Origin of the sequence: Myxococcus sp. CA033, assembly GCF_013336625.1 — a bacterium.
GTDB classification, from domain to species: Bacteria; Myxococcota; Myxococcia; order Myxococcales; family Myxococcaceae; genus Myxococcus; species Myxococcus llanfairpwllgwyngyllgogerychwyrndrobwllllantysiliogogogochensis.
Genome location: NZ_JABUMU010000001.1, coordinates 1473641 through 1496265, shown reverse-complemented (window position 1 = coordinate 1496265; position 22625 = coordinate 1473641). Strand labels below are relative to the sequence as shown.

Sequence of the window (22625 nt, the reverse complement as noted above, 5' to 3'; positions counted from 1 at the left end):
CTGAATGACGTGTTTTTTCCCGGGCCGCCGCTAGGATGGCCACGCCGATGAATGACGTCCAGCGCCTGGAAAAGAGTCTGCTTGGCCACATGGGCCGGGCCATCGCGGACCACCGCCTCATCGAGGACGGGGACCGCATCATGGTGGGTGTGTCCGGAGGCAAGGACTCCTACACCATGCTCTACCTGCTCAGGGAGCTGCAGCGCCGCGCGCCGGTGAAGTTCGACCTGCTCGCGGTGAACCTGGACCAGGGACATCCCGGTTTTCCGGGGCACATCCTGGAGGAGTACTTCCAGCGAGAGGGCTACGCGTACAAGCTCCTCAAGGAGGACACGTACAGCATCGTCCTGGAGAAGACGCCCCCCGGCAAGACGCAGTGCTCGGTCTGCTCGCGCATGCGGCGGGGCATCCTCTACACGGCGGCGGTGGAGCTGGGCTGCACCAAGATTGCCCTGGGCCACCACCGCGACGACCTCATCCACACGCTGTTGCTCAACATGTTCTTCGCCGGCTCCATCAAGGCGATGCCGCCCTTGCTCAAGAGCGATGATGGGCGCAACGTGGTCATCCGGCCGCTGTGCTACGCGCCGGAGAAGGACATCGCGAAGTTCGCGGAGCTGAAGGCCTTCCCCATCATCCCCTGCGATTTGTGCGGCACGCAGGAGAACCTCCAGCGCAAGCGGATGCAGCGGCTGGTGGAGGACCTGGGCAAGGAGATTCCCAACGTCCGGCAGAGCCTTCTCAACGCGATGGCCAACGTGCGGCCGTCGCACCTGCTGGACCGGGCGCTCAACCCCGACCCGCTGAACGCGAGCGAGGCGGAAGTCGCGGCGGCGCCCACTCAAGACACGCAGGACACGCAAGGGGGAGCCAGTCCATGGCTCGAGAGCAGGCAGTGAGCGCGCGCAAGGAACGTAACGCCGCGCTGGTGGAGGCGATGTTGCTGGCGGCGATGGCCGACGGCCGTGTGTCTCAGCGGGAGATGCAGACGTTGCTCAGCCGCGTGCTGGAGCGGCCGGAGTTCGAGGGCACGCGTCCCGAGGAGCTCAACGCGCTGGTGGAGACCAGCGCCGCGCGGCTGTCCGAGGCGCGCAACCTGGAGGACGTGCTCGCGTCGCTCAGGCGCAGGCTTCCGGACCACAAGAACCGGATGCTGGCCTTCGGCCTGGCGGCGGCGGTGGCGCTGGCGGACCAGCGGGCGACCCGCACGGAGCTGGGGCTGCTCAAGACGTTCCAGGCCGCGCTGGGCATCTCCGAGGACGAGGTCGCTCAAATCATCGATGTCATCGAGAACGGCGGCAGCCTGGCGGAGGCCCTGGGAGAGCCGCTGGAGCGGCTGTACGCGGAGGTCATGGTGCTGGTGAGCGCGGCGGACGGGCGGCTGAAGGAGGCCGAGGCCCGGGCGCTGGTGGAGAGCTTCGCGGCGGACCCCCTCTTCGAGAACGTCAGCCCGGAGCGCGCGCAGAACTTCGTGAGCGAGTCGGTGGCGGCGCTGTCCGCCGAGGGGCTGCCCCAGCGACTCCACGTCCTGGCGCACGGCCTGACGACGCACACCCAGCGGGTGAAGGCGTTCCGGCTGGCCACGAAAATCGCCCACGCGGGGGGCGAGCCCAGCCTGCCGGAGCAGCGCATCCTGGACATGCTCCAGGCGACGTTCGGTCTTGCTGACGACGAAGTGGCGCGACTGGGCAGGGAGGGGTAATCAGGGGGCAGAATGACCCTTCAAGTCCCTTCCACCTCCAGGCACTCCTTCCGTTTCGGTCTGCCGCCGTCCCTGGGCAACGAGACGGCGCGAGAGCGCGCGGACCGGCTGGCGGCCTTTCTCCAGAGGGCGCTGGGCAAGCTGGTGGAGGTGAGCGTCGCGTCCAGCTACGAGACGCTCGCCAAGGATTTGCTCTCCGGGCGCGCGGACGCGGCCTGGGCGCCTCCGTTCGTGTGCGCGCGGATGGAGGCCATGGGGGTGCGGGTGGTGGTGCGCGGGGTGCGCCGGGGCATGTCCTCCTACCGTTCGGCGCTGGTGTGCCGGGCGGGGGCGGGGCTGACGGTGGAGCGCCTCAAGGGCACCACGGCGGCGTGGGTGGACCGGGATTCGGTGGCGGGCTACCTGCTGCCCACGGCCTACCTGAAGGCGCAGGGTTTGGAGCCCGCGCGGGCCTTCTTCGCGCAGCACTTCACGGGCTCCTACCGGGGCGCGCTGGAGTCGGTGCTGGACGGCAAGGCGGACGTGACGAGCGTCTTCTGCCCTCCGTCTTCCACGGGGCTGACGTACGGCACGGGCGTGGAGGATGTGCTGGGGGCGGGCGCGGGGCGCCGCTTCGAGCTCATCGCCTACACGGACGAGGCGCCCAATGACGGGGTGCCGGTGGCCATGGGGCTTCAGCCGCAGTTGGTGACGGCGCTGGAGTCGTCGCTCCTGGCCTTGCAGTCCTCGCCGGACGGGGTGTCGCTGTTGAAGGACATCTTCAACGCGGAGCGCTTCGAGCCCGCGCCGCGCATGGGCTACCGCGCGCTGTACCGCGTGGCGCTCGCGAGCCTGTAGCAGGCCGTTTCACGGACGGCCGCACGGCACGTGAAGGAGTCGTTTCGCGGCTCGCGTTTGGCGCGGCGCGGCGCGCGATTTCGCGTGGGTGGCTCCGGGGAGGCGGTGCAGGATGCCGCGCATGAGCGACCTCAAGAGCTACGAAGGCGGCTGTCACTGTGGGCAGGTTCGGTACGAGGTGAAGCTGGACCTCTCCCAGCCCGCGGTGACGTGTAACTGTTCCATCTGTCAGAAGACGGGCTCCATGCTGAGCTTCACCCCGATTGCGCAGTTCACGCTGCGCTCCGGGGAGGCGGCCCTCACGGACTACCAGTTCAACAAGAAGGTCATCCACCACGTCTTCTGCTCGAAGTGTGGCGTGCGCTCCTTCGCGCGCGGCGTGGGCCCGGACGGCTCGGAGATGGCGGCCATCAACGTGCGTTGCCTGGACGGAGTCGACCTGGGCGACGTGAAGACGATGCAGTTCGACGGCAAGAACCGCTGAGCGGGTGAGTGGAACCCTCGGGCACGGGCTTCCCGTGTCCCGATGGGTCGAAGCAAGTGGGTGTCTCAGACGGGTCCGGCGTTCACCCCGGGCCCGGACTCACCCGCCGCTGGCTACGAGTCTTCAGGCTCACCCTGAGGGTCTGGGCGGGTCGGCACGCGCTTGGGCGCGGAACCCGTTCGGCCGGGAGGAGGCGAGGGCGCCTTGCCGGAGCCCGTGCCGCCCCTGGCCGGAGCAACCGGAGCCGGCGAGCCGCCACTGGTGCCCTGGCTTCGCGGAACAGGCGCGGCGGTCGTCGAGGAAACCGCCCCCGCGCGTCGAGGCCCCATGGGCGAGGTCGACGACGAGGACACGCTCCCCTGAGGCTTCGACGGCAAGGCCGGCGCGGAGGGCGATGAGCTCCCCGGCTTGCGCGGAGGCACTTGCGCCGCACGCGGCGCGGCCTTCTGCGCATGGTTGCCCGTGTCACCCGCCGCCGCTGCCGCCGCCGCGGCCTGCTGCCGTGCGGCGATGCGCGGGTCGTAGTGGATGACGGTGGGCTCGGCGGCGAGCCGCTCCTCCTCCAGCTCCTCCGAATACGTGTCCTGCATGAAGGCCGCGAGGTGCGCCGGCGTCGCGTGCAGTTTGTGCTGCACGAGGAACTCATCCAACGCGAGCTGGACCTCACCGGCCGACGCGAAGCGCTCGTCGCGCTTGCGCGCCAGCGCCTTGAGCACAATCGCGTCCAGCTCCTTGGGGATGTCCGACGACAGCTCCGACGGGGGAACAATCTTCGTCCCCACCACCGCCTTGAGCGTGGCGATCTCCGTGTCGCGCTTGAACAGCCGCTGGTGCGTCAACAGCTCGTAGAACACCGTCCCCAGCCCGAAGATGTCGGAGCGATGGTCCAGCGGCTCGCCCCGCGCCTGCTCCGGGGACATGTACGCGTGCTTGCCCTTGATGGTGCCGACCACCGTCTGGGAGAACTTCCCGGACGCCTTCGCCACCCCGAAGTCGATGATCTTGACGCCGCCGTTGTAGCCGACGAGCACGTTCTGCGGAGACACGTCCCGGTGGATCAACGCCAGCTTGCGGCCCGACGGGCTGCGCGCGTTGTGCGCCGCATCCAACCCCGCCGCCGCGTCCGCGATGATGCGGCACTTAAGGGCCAGCGGAATCGACAGCTTGCGCTGCTGGGCCCTGAGTCCCAGGGGCCCCACCGCTTCGCCATGCACGTACTCCATGGCGATGAAGTACTGCCCGTCCACGTCACCCAAGTCGTAAATCTGGGCGATGTTCGGGTGGTTGAGGTGCGCGGCGATGCGCCCCTCGTCGAGGAACATCTCGATGAACTCGTCGTCCTCGGACAGGTGGGGCAACAGCCGCTTCACCACCAGCAGCTTCTGGAAGCCCACCGGCCCCTTCTGCCGCGCGAGATAGACGGCGCCCATCCCGCCGATGGCGATTTTCCGCAACAGCTCGTAGCGGCCGAATGTCTCCACGTCCGCGCCAGGATAGCCGTGCCGGGGCCACGTGCGGAAGCCCGCGCCGCGTCATTTCCCCGCGACGACAGCGCCCCGCATCCAGACGGATGCGGGGCGCCATACCTCAGGGAGCGGCGGGCGGTACCTTGCACACGCTGCGGTAGCGCACCTCCACCGTCTGTCCGGGCCTCGGCACCGCCGCGCCTCCGAAGACGATGGCGTTCGCATCCTCGTCATACGACCACTGGGCCTCCGGCACCGACTGGCCCTGCACGCGCACTGTCATCTCCGCGGCTCCCGCGGGCTCCGCCGTCAGCGGGAAGTCCGCCTGCAGGTCCCCCGCGCGCTGGATGACCGAGTCCAGCAGGGGGCGGTAGTCGCCCTCGCAGATGGACTCCGCCCGTCCGCCCGTGCCACGCGCCACCGCCACGAAGCGGTCCGCGTCACTGCCCGCCGTGGTGCAGCGGCTGTCGGTGGGCACCAGCGCGTAGAGCTGGCTGCGGTGTGACATGCCCGTGCCCTTCAACGTCTGGAGGAACTGGATGTAGCTGTCCGGCACGAAGCCCGAGTTGTCGTCCTCGTCCGCCAGCACCACCACCGCCATTCTCGCCGCTGGCCGCGTGAAGCCCCAGTTGCCGTCGTTGGGCTGCGCGGTGCGCGGGTCGTCCGTCTGCTCGGACAGGGGCGCGGAGAGCGCCTGGCGCATCGTCTCCAGGCCCTGCACCAGGTTGTGGCACAGGCCCACGTCGATGTTGGACTGGAGCCCCGCCGCCGCGTTGGGGCTGTTGCTGGAGAGCACCCGCGCGCGGTTGCCGTCCACCGGGAACAACCGGCCCGCCTCGCCGCCGTTGGCGCCACCCCCACACTGTGGCCCGCGCTGCACGAGGCCCGTGCTGGTGACACCCACGCGCACGTCCACGTTCTGCTGCCGCGCGTAGTCCAGCCAGCCGGGAATCGCCGACTTCAGGCGCTCTTGGTACGGGTCCATGGTCGTCGTGTTGGAGACCACGAAGAGCACGTCGAGCTGGCTGTCGGTGCCCTGCGTGTAGCGGTCCACCTGGATGCCCTCGTGGTTCGTCTCGCCAATCAGCGGCACCAGGAAGGGCGCGGCTTCGTTCGCGGCGCGCAGGTACATGGGCGTGTAGTGCTGACCCAGCACGTTGCGCGCGTAGTCCACCTCCAGCTCGAAGCCCTCGCCGGCCAGCAGCGTGCGCGGCTGGGTGATGGGCGTCAGCAGGGAGAACTGGGTGCTGGTGCCATTGCCGATGTCGGCGCCCGTGACGGTGACAGGCTCGCTGCACCGGTTGGCGATGTACGTCTTGCGCGGCGCCGCGGCGCAGTCGTAGCGGATGGGGCCGAAGTCCACGTAGGCGGGCGTGGCGACGAGGCAGCTCGCCTTCGACACGCCCTTGAGGGGCAACGTCACGGTGGGCGCCGCCGGGTTGTTCACCGTCAGCTTCAGTTCGCCCGTGTACTCACCCTCGGCCGAGGGCCGGAAGGCCACCATGGCGCTGAAGGCCGTGTCGTAGAGCACGACGCCACCGGTGAGCTTGCCGCCCGGCATGAAGAAGGCGCCATTCGCGTCGTTGGAGAGGTGCACGTCCTTCACCGCGCACTCCGCGCGGCCCGGGTTGCGGAAGTAGAAGCCCAGCACCGCGCCTCGGCCCGGCACCACGTTGCCAAAGTCCATCACCGGCTGGGGCCGCAGCTCGTACACGCACGGTCCGCTGGTGCGCGCCCGACCCGTCAGGATGACCTCGCGCTCCGGGTTGAACACGTCGTCGGAGCGCACGCTCAGCCGCGCCTGGAAGCTGCCTTCCGACGTCGGCTCGAAGTAGACCTTCAGCTCCAGCGCGTCGTTGCCCGGCGCGATTTCCAGACCGCCGGATTCGAACGCGGGCCACGCGCCCGCCGTCCACGGATAGCGCTGCGTGCCGCGCGTGGGCACGTCCACGCTGAACTGGGTGCTGGCGCCATCCGCCGTCACGCCCACGAAGCGCAGCGAGCCGTTGGTGCCCGCGTTGGAGATGCGGATGACCCGCTCCACCTTGCCGCCCACCGGCAGCTCTCCGAAGTCCAGCGCCACCGGCGTCACCGCCAGGGTGGGACGGCCGCCTCGCGCATCCAGGATGACCTCCGACCGCCGAGGCTTGTCGGAGGCGTAGTGCACCTTGAGGTCGCCCACGTTGGGGCCGGAGAAGCGCGCGGCGAACTCCATCTTCAGCTCCACCACCTCGCCCGGCGCCACCGTGGAGCCCTCCGGCTTGGAGAGCGGCACGAAGGCGTGGTCGCTGGTGACGAGCTGGGCGATGGTCACTGGCCGCCAGGTGATGTTGCGCGCCCGCGTGAAGGACTGCGTGCGCTCATGCACCGGAATCAAGTCGAACGGCACCGGCGCCGGGTCGAACACGAAGGCCGTGGCCACCGAGTGGCCCTTGAGGTCCACCACCGACGCGGTACACGTCTCGCACGAGCGCACCTCCAGTCGCGCGTCCATGGCGCCCAGCGCACGCGGCAGGTACTGCGTGCTCACCTTGCGCGAGGACAGGGGAGGAATGGTGATGGTGTCCGGCGTGAAGGGGTCCGGCCAGTCGCCGCGCACCGCCAGCGTCAGCGGCAGGTCCACCGGGTTGGTGATGGTGACCTCCAGGTTGCGCTCGCTGTCCACCTCCAGCGTCTCGTAGTCGAGCACCGGCGGGTCGATGATGATTTGCGTGGGCGTGCCCAGGCCCGTGACGCGCACTTGCGCCTGCGCGCCCTGGTTGGCGTCGGTGGAGACGTACACCGTCTCTTCCGTCACGCCCTCGCCGAGCGGATGGAAGCGCACGCGCACCAGATGGGATTCGCCCGGCATCACCCGGCCGCCACCTTCCGCCAGCTCCACCTCGTAAGAGGGGTTGCCGACAATGGCCAGTGCCTCGATGGCGAAGAAGGGCACATAGCCGACATTGCGGATGCGCACCTCGCGCTCCCGCCACTCGCCCACCGGCACCTCCCCGAAGTCGAGCACGTCCATGTCCACCACCGCTGTCGCATGCACCGCGCGGGTCTCATCACCCTCGTGGCAGCCGACCAGTCCGGTGGCGACGAGCACCGCCAACGCGAGGACTCGCCCCCTCAACCCCATCCCCATTGTCCGCTCCTCACCCTTCTCCCCACACGCACCCGTCTGGGTCCGGTGCGTGATCCGCCGACTTCCCCCTCTCCAATTCGCATACCAACCCGTGGGACCTAGGGTGGTGTCCTGAATTCAAGGGGTTGAGATGCGCAGTCGCCGGAGAGGGCCGTGGAGGGAACGGAGTTACCCTGGAAGGTGAAAGAGTTTTCCAGGGGTTCTGACCGGTGCGGGCCTCTTCAGCGGATGAAGTCGGCCAGTGCGCGGGCGACTTCGGCGGGCTGCTCCATATGCACGTGATGTCCCCCCGGAATCATTTGAGGGGGCGCCACGAGGGTGCGCAGGGCCAGAACCCGGCGATCCAACTTCGGAGCGTTGGGCCACAGGCCCTCCTGGCCCCGGATGAGCTGCACCGGGCAGGTGAGCGCGGCCTGGAGCGCGAGCCACTGTGCTTCGTCGTACCCTTGCGCGAAGCGGCGACGGTGTCGTGAATCGAACGTGAAGGCCACCCCCCCTTCGTACGGCTCGGTGCCGTGCTCGGCCAGATGCAAGGCGGCGGCCTCCGGCAAGGAAGGGTTGTTCTCGCGCAGGCGAGCAGCCGCGGACGCCACATCAGGGTAGCGCTTGCGATTCGGGGGCCGGCGCGAGTCATTCAGGAAACCTCGCAGCCGCTCCACCGCGACTTCGGGCGGGCCGCCGGTGGGGCCCATGCTTTCGATGAGCGACAGGCCGAGCACCCGCTCCGGCCGCACGGCCGCGTACGTCAGCGCGATGATGCCGCCCAGCGAGTGGCCCACCAGGTGCGCCTTGCCCAGCCCCAGCCCATCCAGTGCGGCCTCCATGTCCAGGAGGTGGTCACCGGACTGGTAGTGGGCCTCGGGCGGCGCGTGCGCGCTCTGTCCCATGCCCCGGAAGTCGAGCAGCGCCAGTCGCCAATGGGCGGGCACGTGCTCGATGACGCCATCGAAGCTGTGGGAGTGGTCCAGCCAGCCGTGGAGGAACAGCACGGCGGGCGCTGTGTCGGCGCCCGGGCGCCAGCGCACGTGAAGGCGCAGACCCTGGGCGTCGACGAAGCGGGATTCGAGCGAGGTGGACACGGGCGGCTCCTCCCCGTGGCTTACCCCAGCGCGTGTCCTGTCTCTAGCGCGGCGGCGAGGGAGGCCGTGGCGGCGCCCCGGTATCGGGCTTGGACATCACCAGCGCGAGCTGCCGCGCCTGATTCTCCGTCGCACAGCGATACTCCTGGACCCTCCCGTTCTCCTTCTCGATACGGAGTACCCAGACGTCGTTTTCCTTCGTGACATTCGGCCGCTGAGACATGTGGCGGTTCCTCCCCACCCTGGGGCACAAGCACGTCTCGTGCCCGACAGCGGGTTTGGAGCCAAATGCTCGATATCCGGGCACTGCACCCCGCATGGAGAGGGTCAGGTGACAAATTTGGTTCGCCCAGGCGACAAATTTTGGATCATGACCCTGACAGTCCTTGCGTAGTACCCCAGGGCTGGGTCAGGCGAGACCTGTATCACTGAGAGGGATTGGATGTTTCAGAGGGCGTCCGGCCACTCCCAGGCGGAGCGGTAGCCCCCGGTCGTTTGAGTCCCTTCGATAAAGCGTGCGTAGAAGGGATGCGCGCTGAGGGTGGCGGAGTCGCCCACGACGAAGAGGTGTCGGCGAGCGCGGGTGAGGGCGACGTTCATCCGGCGCAAGTCGTTGAGGAAGCCCACCTGTCCCTCGCTGTTGGAGCGGGTGAGGGAGACGAGGATGGCGTCCTTCTCCCGGCCCTGGAACGCGTCCACCGTGTCCACCTCGACGTCGGGGGCGAAGGACTCCAGGCGCTCGCGCAGGCGGTGGGCCTGGGCGCTGTAGGGGGTAATCACCGCGAGCTCCCGTTGGGACAGGCCGGCCGCGAGCAGCGCGCGGGCGCGAGCCTCCACCAGGTCCGCCTCGCCCGTGTTGAAGAGGCTGCGGGTGGTGGGCTCCACCTCTTCATCGAAGCCCTTGCCCGCGGTGTCGAGGAAGAGGACGGGCGGGGCGTCCAGTTGCGTGTCGGGAGGCAGGACGTCCGCGAGCGTGCGGTCCGCGACGGAGGGGTGGGCGCGCAGCTCGCCGCCGTACATCTCGCGGGAGGGGAAGTCCATGATGCGCGTGTTCATCCGGTACTGCTCGCGGAGCATGCGCTTGACGCCGTCGCCGTGGTCCGCGAGCAGCCGCTCGAAGAGGCTCACCGCGAGGCCCGCGCGGGCGGCCTCCTGGGAGAGCACGGTAGGGGGCAGCTGCTGCGGGTCTCCGGCGAGGATGACGATGGGCGCGCGCAGGAAGCCCAGGAGCGCGAGCGGCTCGGTGGCCTGGGTGGCCTCGTCGAGCAGCGCCAGGTCGAACTTCTCGCCGGAGAGCACGCTCGACTCGAGGCTCGCGAGCGTGACGCAGACGACGTCCGCGTTGGCCAGCACGGAGCGCACCGCCTTGCGCTCCAGCGCGCGGGCCTCGTCGAGCATCGCCTTGGCCTCCGTCGTGGACGAGCGCGCGTTGGAGAAGCGCTCGCGGCTGCGGCCCTGGGTGCGCTGGCGCCGCGCGTAGCCCAGCAGGGAAAACGCCTCGTCGAAGAGGTCCCTGGAGATGATGCGGTCGGGGTGCTCCTCCACGACGATGTCCAGCGTGTGTTCCTGGAGCCGGGCGGCGACGCGGGCGGGGTGGCCCACGCGAATCGCTCGCAGGCCCTGGGCCAGGCACAGGTCCAAGAGGTGGTCCACGGCGGCGTTGCTGGCGGCGGTGCACAGGAGGCGCTGGCCCCGGGCCACGGCTTGCGCGGCGACCTCCGCCAGCACGGTGGACTTGCCGGTGCCCGGCGGGCCGTGAACCAGGAAGAAGTCCTCGGCGGCGAGCGCGCGGCCCACCGCGTCCAGTTGCTCCGGGTTGAGGGGCCGGCCGGCCTCGAAGGGGCGGGGCGTGTCGCCGCGCGGGGGCTCGTTGCCCAGGAGGACCTCGCGCTTGCGGCGCTCCAGGCCCTTGTCCATCGCCTTCACGAGCTGGAGGCCGTTGCGCATCCGCTCGTAGGTGATGTCGTTGGGGACGACGTCCAGCCGCAGCAGGCCCTCGTGGACATACGGCGGAGGCGAGCGGTCGAAGGCGAGCTGGAGGCGCGTGGCGCTGGCGCGCGAGATGAGGGCCTTCGCGGGCTCGCTCACCTCGGCGCGGCGGGGGAACACGGCCACGAGGTCGCCGTTGTGGAGCCGGGAGGGCAGTCTCGCGCGATCGGCCCGGGCCAGCGTGAGCAGGACGCGGCCGCCCAGGCCGACCTCCTCCTCGACGGTCTCCAGGTCCAGGACGGACAGGCCCTGCTCCTCGCGCTCATGGAGGGACAGGCCCTCGGCGAGGGTGGCCAGGCGGGCTTTCTCGGCCTCGCGCTCGCGGGCGAGCAGTGAGCCGAGCTGGTCGAAGAAGGAGACGTCACGGGCCATGGGGCCCTGTCATGCCATCCGGGCGCGACGACGGCCAGTGTCTCGGATGGAGCCGTGTCGCGCGGTGGGCGGGCCGGTGCCCCGCGAGGGAACACCGGCCCACCCGACGTCGGGGGACGACTACGGCTGGATGAGGCCGCCGCTCACCACGAGCGCGTACAAGGCGTCGATGGCGCGCGTCGACAGGTTCGTGTCCTGGACAATCTGGTCGCCCAGCACTTCCACCGTCCAGGTGCCCTCCTCGGGCTCACGGACGAAGACGTTCTCCACGGTGTCCACCGTGTTGGACACGCCGCCGGGCGTGGAGACGTTGCCCGCGGACAGCCCGTTGTTGCCCCAGTAGATGACGCCCGACGGCGACGTCACGCGCACCGACAGGTCATTGATGCGCGCCTGCGCGGCGCCCACGGTGCCCGCCGGGTCCGTGTAGACGAGGGTGACGTTGAACTCCTTCTCACCCTGGGGCACGGCGACCGAGTAGGTGTTGATGCCCAGGGGCAGGAGGTTGTCCGTCTCGTTGATGATGCTGGTCTGCGCGGCGCGCGTGTACAGGCGCTCCAGGTCCGCATGGCCCCAACCCTGGCGCACGCGCGTCAGGTCGGCGTTGGTGCCACCCAGGGTCCACTCGTAGCGGGATGCCAGGTTGATCATCAGCGCCTTGGCGGTGGCCATCTTCGGGCGACTGTCGAAGACATCCGTCCCGCCACCGAAGCCGGCCCACACGCCCTCGTGCCACATCTGGAACAGGAGTCCGAAGTGGCCCGACGTCTGCGGGGTGGCCGCGCTGGTGCCGCTGAAGTTGGAGTACGAGCTGTTGCTCGTGTTGGTGGCCGAGCGGACCGCGTCATAGAAGAACGAGAGGTCCGGCTTGATGCGACCGTCGGCAGCGGGGCCGATGCTGGCGCCGCCGTTCCACCGGTCATCGCCGGGGCTGGCGTTGTCGTTGTGGTAGAAGCCGCCCACGGAGACGATGTTCTTCGCCCACGCCTGGGGCCGCGAGTTGCGCGTGCCGGAGTTGCTCTGCGACTGCGTGCTCAGGATGGGTTGCTTGAACAGGTAGTCGTCCACCTCGGCGGAGATGGTGGTGTACGCGGTGCCCAGCGCGCTGCCCACGCTCGACGTCTGGAACACGGCGCGGTACGGGCCGGCCGGGTCCGTCAGCTCGCGGTTGATGTCGTAGCGGGACTTGGTGCCGCCGAACTGCGTGGACTGGCTGTAGAGGAAGAAGATGCCCTGACCGTCGGGCAACAGGCCCCGTGCGTTGGCGTCCACGCCCCTGGCGAAGTTGATGCTGTAGCAGCTCGTGCCGTGCGCGCTGCCGGCGCTGGACGTGCTGTGGATGAGGGGGGGAGTGGCCCACTCCTGGTGGGTCGTGCGCAGCTCGGTGTCGAAGATTTCCCCGCGCACGCCCTGGCCCGTCCAGGCCTCGTACTTCTCGATGTGGTTGGCGCCGCCCACCTCGCGCACGTTGTTCATGTCCACTTCACCCGGCCCACCCCAGCGGTCGATGTATTGCACCGCATTGGAGCGCACCAGCCGCTCGAGCTGGGGCTGGGTGAGCGTGGCCTCCAGGCGCAGGCCTCCCGCCTCGATGAGCTCCACCGTGCCGCCCAGCTTGCGCACCGCTTCCGCGACTTCTCCCTGCCGCATCGCGCCGCGCTCGCCCACCATGATGGAGTAGCGCTGCGGCTCCAGTCGCGCCGCGCGCCCCGTCAGGGCATCGCGCAGCACGCCTTCCACGCGGTACTCGGGATGGTACGGCCCCACCCAGCGCACGAAGGGCAGCTCCGTCACGCGCTTGCGGGTGTCCGCGCTCATCTCCACCAGGAACGTGTGGTCCGTGAGGAAGCGCAGCACCTTGCCGCCCTCTCGCTCCAGGGCCTCACGCAGCTCCGGCAGTGGCGTCGCCTGGAGCTGCACGAGCGACAGCGTGTTCTCCGCGTCCGCGGCCAGCAGGCCCGCCACCAGCGGCACCGCCTCGCGCAGCGGGTCGAAGCGCGCATGCTCCAGGCGGACCTGGTACGTCGTGGGCTGCGCGCGGCCCACCAATTCCGTGCCGCCCCGGCTGTAGGCGAAGAAGTCCTGGCGCTGTCCGTCCGCGCCTTCCTCCTCCCAGACGTGCAACTGCAGCTGCGTCTTGGGGACCGCCAGCGTCCTCAGCGCATGGATGATGTTGTCCGTGCGGTGGAAGACGCGGCCTGTTCCCGTGACGAGCGCGTGACGTCCGCTCACAGAGGCCGCGAGGCCCGTGGCGGGCCGCGCCGCGCTCGCGGCCAGCGTGTCGACGATGCGTGCGGGAAGCGCCGCGCCACGCTCGACTCCCGCGCGTGACGGCTGCTTCGACGCCGCGAGCACCGGCAGCGGTGCGAGGAGGCCCCAGCCCAGGGCCATGACAGAGAGCCGACGCCAGCGTCCCGCATACGACGAGAAGGGGGTTTCCATTCGGTGTCTCCTGTTCGGGTTGCGCTTCGTGCTGCTCCCGCCGCCTGCTGCTCCAGTCCGAGCGGCGGATTACGACAGCTCTTGAATTTGTGTAATTCGAGACTTAATTGTTAATCCGGATAATCGAGCCAAATCAACACAATCGGGGTGGCGGGCGTGTGGGCTGTGCAAAGCCACACAGCGCGCGGAGCGTCGGGTAGACGTGCGCGCTAGAGGTGCCGTGCTCTCGGAGGTCGCCCTCACCGGAGCCCGCGCGCCGAGCGTCAGCCGAGGCTCGGGCGTCGCGTCGGGAGGGGCTCCATCATGGAACTCATCCTCTTCATCGGGTTACAGGCCTCCGGCAAGAGCCGCTTCTTCCAGCGCCGCTTCGCGGATACGCACGTGCTGGTGAGCAAGGACCTGTGGCCGCATGCGCGGCGCAAGGAGGCCCGGCAGCGCGGGCTCGTCGTCGAGGCGCTGAGCGCGGGGCGCTCCGTCGTGGTGGACAATACGCACCCCACGTTGGAGCAGCGCGCGCCGCTCATCGCCCTGGGGCACGAGCAGGGTGCGCGAGTTCTCGGTTTCTATTTCGAGTCGCGGCTCGCGGACTGCCTGGCACGGAACGCGAAGCGAGAGGGCCGTGCCAGGGTGCCGGAGGTGGCGCTGTACGCCACGGTGAAGTGCCTGCGGCGGCCGAGCACCGAGGAAGGTTTCGATTCGCTGTACCACGTGAAGTGGGCCGCCGACGGCGGCTTCATCGTCGAGGACTGGAAGGAGGAGCGAGATGTGGGACCCGGATGAGCTGGCCCAGCGGATGCGACGAGGCGAGATGTTCCATGACCTGCGCCTCCTGCCCGGAGCGTGGGCGGTGGTGCGCGTGGATGGGCGTGGTTTCTCCCGCTTCACGCAGGAGCGCTTCGAGAAGCCCTTCGACCCGCTCTTCCACCGGCTGATGGTCCGCACGGCCAGCGCGTTGCTGGAGGAGCTCCAGGGCGCGTACGCGTACACGCAGAGCGACGAAATCTCCGTGCTCTTCCGGCCGGACTGGTCGCTGTACGACCGCGAGGTGGAGAAGCTGGTGTCGCTGTCCGCGGGCCTCGCGAGTGCCACCTTCACGCACGCGCTGGGCGTTCCGGCCGTGTTCGACGGGCGCGTGTGGCTGGGCGCGGATGAGCGCTCGGTGCTGGACTACTTCGCGTGGCGACAGGCGGATGGCACGCGGTGCTCGCTGCGCGGCTGGTGTTACTGGACGCTGCGCAAGGAGGGGCTGAGCGCGGCGCAGGCCACGCGCGAGCTGGACGGGCGTCCGGTGTCCTTCAAGCACGAGCTGCTCTTCCAGCGGGGCATCAACTTCAACGAGCTGGCGCTCTGGCAGCGCCGGGGCTCGGCCATCCGCTGGGAGCACTACACGAAGGAAGGCGTGGACCCTCGCGATGGCTCACGCCACCTGACGACGCGCCGCCGGCTCGGGGTGGACTCGGAGCTTCCGATGAAGGAGGCGTACGAGCGGTATCTGCGCGAGGTGCTCGCCGCGTCCGCCGTAGAGGCGCGCTAGCCGGAGGTGCTGGACTCCAGCGCCATCACCCGCCACAGCCGGGGCTTGTCGTACTTGGGCGGAATCATGCCCACCGGCCAGCCCTCGGCCGTGACTTCCGCGTACTGGTAGGTGCGCCCACCGTGACGCATGCGGGTGCCCGTGCCCGGCAGGCCCACGCCCACCGCCGCGTGGGCCAGCGGGTCCGAGTAGAGAATCACCGCGTCGATGCCCACCTGCCGCAGCAGCATCACCGCGAGCACCGCCTTGGAGTCGCAGTCGCCCTTGTTGCGCGCGGGCACCAGCGCGGGGGGGATGATGCCGAAGGGCTCGTCCAGGGGCAGCTCGTACTGGATGCGCTGCACGAAGTTGAGGATGAGCTGCGCGGCCTGCGCGGAGTCCAGGTTCCGCTCGCGCACGGACGCAACGAAGCGCTCGCCCAGCGCCTTCACCGGCCCCTCGTTGCTGCGGATCAGCTCCTCGTAGATGCACCGCATGTCGGCCGAGCAGCCGCGTGGAGGCTGATACGTGAAGCGCTCACCGCCGAGGGAGCGGTAGCGAAGCCTGCGCCCGAAGACCTTGTGCTGGTCCTCCAGCCACGCGTCCAGCGTGTCGCCCAGGCCGTACGTCAGCCGGTTCCCCGGGGGATGGATGCTCTCCGCGTTCCAGTCATACGTGCGCGCGCGCGACAGCGACGTGTCGGCGGGAATCAGCACGGTGCCCAGCTCCACCGCGCCCTCGCCCACGGGCGGGACAGGCACGTTCGAGCGCACGTTCATGTCCGCCAATTGGCCCATCATCCCCAGGCCACAGCAGCACAGGCAGCTCCCCACGCCGAGCAGGGCGAGGAGTAGCTTGAAGGCCATCTTCATGCCGGAGCTGGTGGACATGGGCTCGACGAACGCCCTCCCGCTATCCGGGAGCGACCATCGTCCCCTCGGGAAGCTGGGGGAAGGGGATGAGCCCGTTGAGGGCCGCCTGGAGCCCTGGCGCCGTCAGCAGCGCGAGGACGAGGAGGATGGCGGAGAGGATGAGCGCGGCGGCGATGTTGCCCTTGCGCACCTCCGCCAGCTCATCGATGCCGGGTGTCATCCTGTCAAACAGGAGGATGCCCAGCGCGAGCACCGCGACGCCGACTCCCAGCGACAGGCCCACGTGCAACGCGGCCACCGCGAGCAGCTTGCCCGCCATCATCGGATGGAAGGGCTGGGTGCGCACGGTGAGGTCCACCGCGTCGGAGGTGGCCTGCACCGCGTGTTGCACGAGCATGCCCAGCGACACGAGGCTGGTGGCGTGGACGATGCCGGCGGCGGTGTTGCCCTGGCGCAGCTCCTCCACCGGATTGGTGCCGAGGATGCGGCTCAGGCCGCGCAGCGCGAGCCAGATGCCCAGCGCGGCGACGAGGCCGCCCAGTACGACTTTGACGAGACCGACGAGGAAGAGGGCGAGGTCCATGCGGAGCACTTCCGGCGCCATGGGAGCGCCGGTGGCAGCACTCTACACCCGTCGTCCCCGGCTCACCCGTACTTGAGGCCGGGGATGAGCGCGCCGGACGTCCAGCCTCGGCCATTGGCGTTGAAGATGCCCACGCCGTACGCGGAGCCTCGCGCTTCAATAGTGCGCCCGTCGCCCAGGCTGATGGCCACGTGGCCGGGCCGGTACAGCAGCGCGCCGCGCGTGCGCAGGGCCTCGTCGACGGAGATGGTGGTGCCCTTCTGCTTGAAGTACGGCACCTGGTTCATCGTGCCGTCGGGGACGGAGACGCCCGCCTGGTGCGCGGCCCATTGCACCAGCTCCGAGCAGTCGAACTTGGACGGGTTGGGGTCGTTCAGGTTCGTCTCCGCGCCGAAGACATACCGGTCTCCCTTCTGCGCGAGCGCCTTCTGGACGAACGCCTCCGCGGTGCCCTTCGTCCCTGGCTGCGGCTTGGGCGGAGGCTTCACGCCCCCCGCGTTCAGCGCGCCCCAGGTCTTCGGGCCGACGATTCCGTCCTGCTTCAGGCCCTTCGCCTTCTGGAAGGACAGCACCGCGGCGCGCGTCTTCGGCCCGAAGTCCCCGTCGATGGGGCCCGGGTTGAAGCCCGCGGCGGCCAGCTTCTTCTGCAGCGTTGTCACCGTCGCGCCCTTGGAGCCCTGACGCACGGTGGGAGGCGTGGCTGCCGCGGCGGTGGTGGCGGTGGCGACTCGGCGCGAACCCGCACTGGACACAGTCGACATGAGGGGGACCCCGCTTAATGAGTAAAGACGGTTTCCCTGGTTATCGATGACTGCGATTGGAAGTTGTCATGCCCTCCGGGGAGGGTCAGGGCTTCTTGCCCCGCACCCACCACACCCGAAAGAAATGCAGACGGCGGCCCTGGAAAGTTCCAACCAGCTCGGCTGGGTCTTCCATTGACTCGTAATGACTGGTCAACGCGGGCGGCGGGAGGGGCCCATCTTCTTCCACCCAGAGCACATCTTTTCCCGGAGGGACGAGGGGTTCGGGCCACACGTCGTACTGGCTGAAGCGCACCAGGCCCGCGGTCCCCACGGGGATGCCCGAGTAGTGGGCAATCATTGACGCGAGCTGGTAGTTGCCGGCGTACACGGCGACGACGTCGCCTGGCTTCATTTCGGGGAAGAGCTTCTCGGGTGCGGACAGCGCGCGCAGCACCTCCCAGCCGTGCGTGCGCCACAGGGCCGTATCGCGCTTGAAGCGCAGCATGGGGAAGAACAGGTGCAGCGTCACGGCGAGCACCACCGCGAGGCCGGAGAACGCCGCCGCGAGCTGCCAGGGGCGCCGCATGCCCGCGACGCCCACGCACACGGAGAGGTAGGCCATGGTCGTCCAGTTGACCTCGCCTCGCGCGCGCGACGCCGCGTAGCCGAAGAACAACAGGGGCACCAGGGCCGCCATGCGCAGCAGGAACTGCTCGCGAGGCCCTCGCAGCGCGTACACCAGCGCGAGCGGGAAGATGACGGGACCGCCGAAGGCGAACTGGCCTCCGAGGAACTCGCCCAGCGTCTTCCACCCGCCCTGTCCCTCCAGGCCATGTCGGAGCTGGAAGGCGATGCCCACCCAGTCGTGCCGTGCGTTCCACAGCAACACCGGCACGAGGAACAGCGCGGCCAGCGCGCCGGTGCCCCAGGCGCCTCGGGGCAGGCGTCGGTGCTTCAGCGCGGTGACGAGGAAGGCCACGCCCAGCAGCACCGCGGGGAACTTGGCCAGCACCGCGAGGCCCGAGGCGAGCCCCGCCCAGAGCCAGCGCTCGCGCCACAGCGCCCACAGCGCGAGCGTCCAGAGCAGCAGCAGGGCGGTGTCCGGTGTGGCCCAGACGCCGGCCACCATGCCTCCGGGCACCACGCTCCACAGGGCCGCCGCGCGCCAGGCGGCTTCACGGCTCTGGTACACGTCCCGGGCCAGTCCCCACACGGCGACCACGGTGCCGGTGCCGCAGAGGAACGCGGTGCCGTGGATTCCGAGCGCGGCGATGAGCCAGGCGATGAGCGGCGGATGGTCGTAGTAGCCCCAGTCGAGCCGCTGGGCCCATTGCCAGTAGTAGGCGGTGTCGAAGTAGACGTCGGTGCCGAGCGCCAACACGACTCTCACCGCGAGGGCGACGCCCAGCAGGGTGAGACACGTCTTGAGGCCGAGGCCGACGGGGGTGGGCGGGGCGGGGGCGGGGGAAACCATGCTCACGTCTTGGGCCCAGCGTACCTCGCTCCCGTTCTCCAGTGGAGGGTTGTGCCCTTGGGGCTTGCCGTGTTTTCCCGGGCTCCGTATGCCGTGCCGTGGCCGTCCCTTGCTTGGAGTCCGCATGTCCTCCCACCCTCCGTCGTCAGGTTCCTCCAACCGTCTGGCCCAGGAGCCGTCGCCGTACCTGCGCCAGCATGCCGGCAATCCCGTGGACTGGTTTGCCTGGGGGGACGAGGCGCTCGCGCGAGCGCGGGCGGAGGACAAGCCCATCCTGCTCTCCGTGGGCTACTCCGCGTGCCATTGGTGTCACGTGATGGCGCACGAGTCCTTCGAGTCGCCCGAGACGGCGCGGCTGATGAACGAGGGCTTCATCAACATCAAGGTGGACCGGGAGGAGCGGCCGGACCTGGACCAGATCTACCAGGGCGTGGTGCAGCTGTTGGGGCAGGGTGGGGGCTGGCCGCTGACGGTGTTCCTCACGCCGGACCTGAAGCCCTTCTACGGAGGCACCTACTTCCCACCCGAGGACCGCTACGGGCGCCCCGGCTTCCCCCGGCTGCTGATGGCGCTGCGGGACACGTGGGAGAACAAGCGCGAGGAAGTGAAGCGGCAGGCGGAGCAGTTCGAGGAGGGGTTGGGCGAGCTGGCCGCGTACGGACTTGATGCGGCGCCCGGCGTGTTGACGGCGGCGGACGTGGTGGCGATGGGCAAGCGCATGGTGCAGCAGGTGGACCTGGTGCATGGCGGCTTCGGCGGCGCGCCCAAGTTCCCCAACCCGATGAACTTCTCCCTGCTGCTGCGCGCCTGGAGGCGTGGGGGCGGCGCGCCGCTGCGGGACGCGGTGTTCCTCACGCTGGAGCGCATGGCGCTGGGGGGCATCTATGACCAGCTCGGTGGCGGCTTCCATCGCTACTCGGTGGATGCGCGGTGGTTGGTGCCGCACTTCGAGAAGATGCTCTACGACAACGCGCAGCTCGTGCACCTGTACGCGGAGGCGCAGCAGGTGGAGCCTCGGCCGCTGTGGCGCAAGGTGGTGGAGGAGACGGTGGAGTACGTGCGCCGCGAGATGACCGACGCGGGCGGCGCCTTCTACGCCGCGCAGGACGCGGACAGCGAGGGCGAGGAGGGGAAGTTCTTCGTGTGGCGTCCGGAGGAGCTTCAGGCGGTGCTGCCTCCGGCGCGCGCGGAGCTGGTGACGCGTCACTTCCGCGTCACGTCCCAGGGCAACTTCGAGCACGGGGCCACGGTGCTGGAAGTCGTGGTGCCGGCGGAGTTGCTGGCGCGCGAGCGGGGCCTGCCGGTGGAGGATGTGGAGCGCGAACTGGCGGAGGCGCGCCGGGTGTTGTTCGAGGCGCGCGAGAAGCGGGTGAAGCCGGGCCGGGATGACAAGCTGCTGGCGGGCTGGAACGGGTTGATGATTCGCGGGCTGGCGCTGGCCGCGCGTGTCTTCGAGCGTCCGGACTGGACGAAGCTCGCGGTGTCCGCCGCGGACTTCGTGCTGGCGAAGATGTGGGACGGGACGCGGCTGGCGCGCTCGTACCAGGAGGGGCAGGCGCGCATCGATGGCTTCCTCGAGGACTATGGGGACCTGGCCTCGGGGCTCACCGCGCTCTATCAGGCCACGTTCGACGTGAAGTACCTGGAGGCCGCCGAGGCGCTGGTGAAGCGCGCGGTGGAGCTGTTCTGGGATGAGGAGAAGCGGGCGTACTTCACCGCGCCACGCGGCCAGAAGGACCTGGTGGTGGCGACCTATGGCCTGTTCGACAACGCGTTTCCGTCCGGGGCGTCCACGCTGACGGAGGCGCAGGTGGCGCTGGCCGCGCTCACGGGGAACGAGCGGCACCTGGAGCTTCCGGCGAAGTACGTGGGGAAGATGCGCGAGGGCCTGGTGGCCAATGCGATGGGCTACGGCTACCTGGGGCTCGCGGCGGACTCGCTCCTGGACGGCGCGGCGGGGGTAACGTTCGCAGGCTCACGCGACGCGGTGGCGCCGCTCTTGAGCGCGGCGAACCATGTCTATGCGCCAACGTTCGCCTTCGGCTGGAAGGAGGCGGGCAAGCCCGCGCCCTCGCTGCTCAAGGAGTTGTTCGAGGGGCGCGAGCCGGTGGGCGGGCAGGGCGCCGCGTACTTGTGCCGGGGCTTTGCTTGCGAGCGGCCTCGCACGGACGCGAAGGAACTGGCAGAGCGCCTGACGGAGACTCCCAAGGGTACGTAAACGGCGAGCGCGGAACTTGAGGCCCGCGCTCTGAATGGGCGGGCCCGGCGCTTCATCTCGTAAGGTGGCCCGATTGGTCTCGGCGGGCGCGGACCGGTGAGGTTCCTGCGTGGTGGCCCGGTGCTTCACCTTGTGAGGCAATCCGCCATGCCTCGGCGGGCGCGGGCCGGTGAGGCCCGCGTGCTTCCGCGAGCCAGGACTACTTGACCTCGGTCACCTTCAGCGTGCCGATGAGGGGGGTGATTTCGGCGTTCCCCTCGTAGCCGAAGGCGAAGTGCGTGGCGTCCGCGACGGGCTGGTTGAACGTCGGGTCCAACTGCGTCCACTCACCCACGAACGCCTCCACCCACTCGTGCCAGTAGAGCGCGGGCACGCCGTCCTGGTTCACCATGTAGATGACCCCATCCACGCGCCGAGCGGGGATGCCCGCCGCGCGCAGCAGCGCCACGGACAACAGCGAGTGCTCCGTGCAGTCCCCACGCTTCTGGCGCAGCACATCCGTGGCCCGGTCCGCGCTGGCCCCGTAGTCCTTCTCCAGATGCGTGGCCACCCACGTGTTCACCTTCTGCGCCGCGCGGTACGCGTCCTTCTCGTCACCGATAATCTTCTTCGACTGCTCGCGGATGGCCGGGGCATCGCTCTCCACGATGAGGTTGGACTTGAGGTTCTCCCCCCCATCCGGGTCCGCCACCGGTCGCGGCTTGCGCGCCGCCGTCGAGGGCGCAGCGGCCTGCAACGTCACCTCCACGCTCCCATCCGGCCGCGCGGCGAACTTCTGCCGGTACGTCCCCACGCGGAACTTCTCCGGCAGGCCCGTCACCACCAGCTTCACATTGCCAGGCACCGCCCGCGCGGACTCCGGCAGCGGCTTGGGCAGCACCACGCGGGTGAGGCCAAACACCTCCACCAAATCCATGCGCTTGGCGACGGCCTCCGTCTCCTTGCGCGCCTGCATCGTCTGGCCAAAGTCCACCAGCACCATCTCCCCGCGCTGGGTGACGTAGGAGACCACCGGCACCTTCTCCTTCTGCGAAATGCTGCTGGCCTTGCCCAGCTTCACCTTCACGCCGTTCACCGTCCGCTGCTCGGCGGGCTCCATGGTGGTGGTGAGCCCGTACGTCTCCAGGTCCATCCCATCCAGCACGAAGCCGTCCACCTTCGCCTTGCGAGCCAGCGCCACGCGCGCCTGGTCCGCGTCCTCGACGCGCTCCTTCGTCGCGGCCACCGGCAGCACCTCGTCCGCATGGCCCAGGCGCTTGCGCACCACGCGCATGCCACCCTCGGGCGTGGCCGTGCCCTCCAGCGTCTGGTCCCCGCCGTCGCCTCGCTGCACCACGCTGAAGGACAGCAGGCGTCCGCCGGGCTTCGCCTCGTAGACGCGCTCCTCGCGGTGGTTGCGCTCCGACAGGCGCGTACCAACGAGCGCCTTGAATACGAGCTGGTTGATGCTCTTCACCCGCGCCGGCTCACCGGGCATCACCACCAGGTCGGTGAAGAGCCAGCCCACCTTCTTGTCCATGAGGTACAGACCGAAGAACTCGCCACCCTGGGGGCGGGGAGCCTTCACCACGTCGGACAACGCGGCGGGCGCGGTGGGAGCGGGGGCCTGGGCCCAGGCGGCGGAGGCGCCCGTCAGCAGGGCGCACAGGGACACGAGGGCCAGGGACATCGGTCGGAGCGTGCGAGTCATCACGCCCCTTCTAACGGGGGAGGCGGTCAAA

At 69.5% G+C, this 22625-nt stretch carries 18 protein-coding genes; 7 read left to right on the top strand and 11 right to left on the bottom strand.

Annotation, left to right across the window (positions count from 1 at the left end; translation table 11 throughout):
• The first annotated feature begins 35 nt into the window (after nucleotides 1-35).
• The 4 genes from ttcA (at nucleotide 36) to HUA78_RS05890 (ending at nucleotide 3023) form a co-directional block, all read left to right on the top strand.
• A complete protein-coding gene (gene ttcA, locus HUA78_RS05905; protein WP_174457573.1) occupies nucleotides 36-899 on the top strand; it encodes a tRNA 2-thiocytidine(32) synthetase TtcA in 864 nt (287 codons plus the stop codon).
• The gene (locus HUA78_RS05900) at nucleotides 878-1702 is read left to right on the top strand and encodes a TerB family tellurite resistance protein (protein ID WP_141645938.1); all 825 of its coding nucleotides are present in this window, start codon (nucleotides 878-880) and stop codon (nucleotides 1700-1702) included. Before ttcA ends, HUA78_RS05900 begins: the two co-directional genes overlap by 22 nt.
• A 12-nt stretch (nucleotides 1703-1714) precedes the next feature.
• Nucleotides 1715-2539 (top strand): phosphate/phosphite/phosphonate ABC transporter substrate-binding protein, encoded by an 825-nt coding sequence (locus HUA78_RS05895; protein WP_174457572.1) that lies wholly within the window; start codon nucleotides 1715-1717, stop codon nucleotides 2537-2539.
• Between the two features lie 121 nt (nucleotides 2540-2660).
• On the top strand, nucleotides 2661-3023 hold the full coding sequence (locus HUA78_RS05890) for a GFA family protein (protein ID WP_174457571.1): 363 nt from the start codon (nucleotides 2661-2663) through the stop codon (nucleotides 3021-3023).
• Between the two features lie 113 nt (nucleotides 3024-3136).
• Here HUA78_RS05890 and HUA78_RS05885 read toward each other — a convergent pair whose 3' ends face one another.
• The 6 genes from HUA78_RS05885 to HUA78_RS05860 form a co-directional block, all read right to left on the bottom strand.
• Nucleotides 3137-4504, bottom strand: a complete 1368-nt coding sequence (locus HUA78_RS05885) for a serine/threonine protein kinase (RefSeq protein ID WP_371745503.1) — start codon at nucleotides 4502-4504, stop codon at nucleotides 3137-3139.
• A gap of 106 nt (nucleotides 4505-4610) precedes the next feature.
• Nucleotides 4611-7619: a choice-of-anchor D domain-containing protein gene (locus HUA78_RS05880; protein ID WP_174475823.1), complete on the bottom strand. Its 3009-nt coding sequence runs from the start codon at nucleotides 7617-7619 to the stop codon at nucleotides 4611-4613.
• Nucleotides 7620-7840: 221 nt separating this feature from the next.
• A complete protein-coding gene (locus tag HUA78_RS05875) occupies nucleotides 7841-8698 on the bottom strand; it encodes an alpha/beta hydrolase (protein ID WP_174457569.1) in 858 nt (285 codons plus the stop codon).
• A gap of 43 nt (nucleotides 8699-8741) precedes the next feature.
• Nucleotides 8742-8921: a hypothetical protein gene (locus tag HUA78_RS05870; protein WP_141647550.1), complete on the bottom strand. Its 180-nt coding sequence runs from the start codon at nucleotides 8919-8921 to the stop codon at nucleotides 8742-8744.
• A gap of 224 nt (nucleotides 8922-9145) precedes the next feature.
• Nucleotides 9146-11059 (bottom strand): AAA domain-containing protein, encoded by a 1914-nt coding sequence (locus HUA78_RS05865; RefSeq protein WP_174475822.1) that lies wholly within the window; start codon nucleotides 11057-11059, stop codon nucleotides 9146-9148.
• Between the two features lie 120 nt (nucleotides 11060-11179).
• Entirely contained in the window at nucleotides 11180-13501 is a 2322-nt protein-coding gene (locus HUA78_RS05860) for a S8 family serine peptidase (RefSeq protein WP_174475821.1), read from the bottom strand.
• 303 nt (nucleotides 13502-13804) lie between these two features.
• On the opposite strand from HUA78_RS05860, the gene HUA78_RS05855 reads away from it, so the two are divergent.
• Together HUA78_RS05855 and HUA78_RS05850 are read left to right on the top strand one after the other, a co-directional pair.
• Nucleotides 13805-14281 carry an ATP-binding protein gene (locus HUA78_RS05855; protein ID WP_174475820.1) on the top strand — a complete coding sequence of 159 codons (477 nt, stop codon included), beginning with the start codon at nucleotides 13805-13807 and terminating at the stop codon, nucleotides 14279-14281.
• Nucleotides 14265-15035 (top strand): tRNA(His) guanylyltransferase Thg1 family protein, encoded by a 771-nt coding sequence (locus tag HUA78_RS05850; protein ID WP_174475819.1) that lies wholly within the window; start codon nucleotides 14265-14267, stop codon nucleotides 15033-15035. The genes HUA78_RS05855 and HUA78_RS05850 overlap by 17 nt, the downstream gene beginning before the upstream one ends.
• Here HUA78_RS05850 and HUA78_RS05845 read toward each other — a convergent pair.
• From HUA78_RS05845 to HUA78_RS05830, 4 genes are all read right to left on the bottom strand, one after another.
• Entirely contained in the window at nucleotides 15032-15904 is an 873-nt protein-coding gene (locus HUA78_RS05845) for a transglutaminase-like domain-containing protein (protein ID WP_246137678.1), read from the bottom strand. The genes HUA78_RS05850 and HUA78_RS05845 overlap by 4 nt on opposite strands.
• Nucleotides 15905-15926: 22 nt before the next feature.
• On the bottom strand, nucleotides 15927-16469 hold the full coding sequence (locus HUA78_RS05840) for a DUF350 domain-containing protein (RefSeq protein ID WP_141647555.1): 543 nt from the start codon (nucleotides 16467-16469) through the stop codon (nucleotides 15927-15929).
• 62 nt (nucleotides 16470-16531) lie between these two features.
• Nucleotides 16532-17230 carry a peptidoglycan-binding protein gene (locus HUA78_RS47440; RefSeq protein ID WP_217442055.1) on the bottom strand — a complete coding sequence of 233 codons (699 nt, stop codon included), beginning with the start codon at nucleotides 17228-17230 and terminating at the stop codon, nucleotides 16532-16534.
• Between the two features lie 85 nt (nucleotides 17231-17315).
• Nucleotides 17316-18686: a glycosyltransferase family 39 protein gene (locus HUA78_RS05830; protein ID WP_174475818.1), complete on the bottom strand. Its 1371-nt coding sequence runs from the start codon at nucleotides 18684-18686 to the stop codon at nucleotides 17316-17318.
• A 124-nt stretch (nucleotides 18687-18810) separates the two neighbouring features.
• Here HUA78_RS05830 and HUA78_RS47435 point away from each other — a divergent pair, with 124 nt between their 5' ends.
• Complete coding sequence (locus HUA78_RS47435) at nucleotides 18811-20904, top strand: thioredoxin domain-containing protein (RefSeq protein WP_174475817.1); 2094 nt, start codon at nucleotides 18811-18813, stop codon at nucleotides 20902-20904.
• A gap of 199 nt (nucleotides 20905-21103) precedes the next feature.
• Here HUA78_RS47435 and HUA78_RS05820 read toward each other — a convergent pair whose 3' ends face one another.
• Complete coding sequence (locus tag HUA78_RS05820) at nucleotides 21104-22594, bottom strand: transglutaminase family protein (protein ID WP_174475816.1); 1491 nt, start codon at nucleotides 22592-22594, stop codon at nucleotides 21104-21106.
• Nucleotides 22595-22625: the final 31 nt, after the last annotated feature.

Bases quoted from the DNA above. Each gene is read 5' to 3' on its own strand.
- HUA78_RS05880 (WP_174475823.1), bottom strand. From the start codon at position 7,619: ATGGGGATGGGGTTGAGGGGGCGAGTCCTCGCGTTGGCGGTGCTCGTC.
- HUA78_RS05895 (WP_174457572.1), top strand. From the start codon at position 1,715: ATGACCCTTCAAGTCCCTTCCACCTCCAGGCACTCCTTCCGTTTCGGT.
- HUA78_RS05830 (WP_174475818.1), bottom strand. From the start codon at position 18,686: ATGGTTTCCCCCGCCCCCGCCCCGCCCACCCCCGTCGGCCTCGGCCTC.
- HUA78_RS05850 (WP_174475819.1), top strand. From the start codon at position 14,265: ATGTGGGACCCGGATGAGCTGGCCCAGCGGATGCGACGAGGCGAGATG.
- HUA78_RS05855 (WP_174475820.1), top strand. From the start codon at position 13,805: ATGGAACTCATCCTCTTCATCGGGTTACAGGCCTCCGGCAAGAGCCGC.
- HUA78_RS05890 (WP_174457571.1), top strand. From the start codon at position 2,661: ATGAGCGACCTCAAGAGCTACGAAGGCGGCTGTCACTGTGGGCAGGTT.
- HUA78_RS05870 (WP_141647550.1), bottom strand. From the start codon at position 8,921: ATGTCTCAGCGGCCGAATGTCACGAAGGAAAACGACGTCTGGGTACTC.
- HUA78_RS05840 (WP_141647555.1), bottom strand. From the start codon at position 16,469: ATGGACCTCGCCCTCTTCCTCGTCGGTCTCGTCAAAGTCGTACTGGGC.
- ttcA (WP_174457573.1), top strand. From the start codon at position 36: ATGGCCACGCCGATGAATGACGTCCAGCGCCTGGAAAAGAGTCTGCTT.
- HUA78_RS47440 (WP_217442055.1), bottom strand. From the start codon at position 17,230: ATGTCGACTGTGTCCAGTGCGGGTTCGCGCCGAGTCGCCACCGCCACC.
- HUA78_RS47435 (WP_174475817.1), top strand. From the start codon at position 18,811: ATGTCCTCCCACCCTCCGTCGTCAGGTTCCTCCAACCGTCTGGCCCAG.
- HUA78_RS05820 (WP_174475816.1), bottom strand. From the start codon at position 22,594: ATGACTCGCACGCTCCGACCGATGTCCCTGGCCCTCGTGTCCCTGTGC.
- HUA78_RS05865 (WP_174475822.1), bottom strand. From the start codon at position 11,059: ATGGCCCGTGACGTCTCCTTCTTCGACCAGCTCGGCTCACTGCTCGCC.
- HUA78_RS05845 (WP_246137678.1), bottom strand. From the start codon at position 15,904: ATGTCCACCAGCTCCGGCATGAAGATGGCCTTCAAGCTACTCCTCGCC.
- HUA78_RS05900 (WP_141645938.1), top strand. From the start codon at position 878: ATGGCTCGAGAGCAGGCAGTGAGCGCGCGCAAGGAACGTAACGCCGCG.
- HUA78_RS05860 (WP_174475821.1), bottom strand. From the start codon at position 13,501: ATGGAAACCCCCTTCTCGTCGTATGCGGGACGCTGGCGTCGGCTCTCT.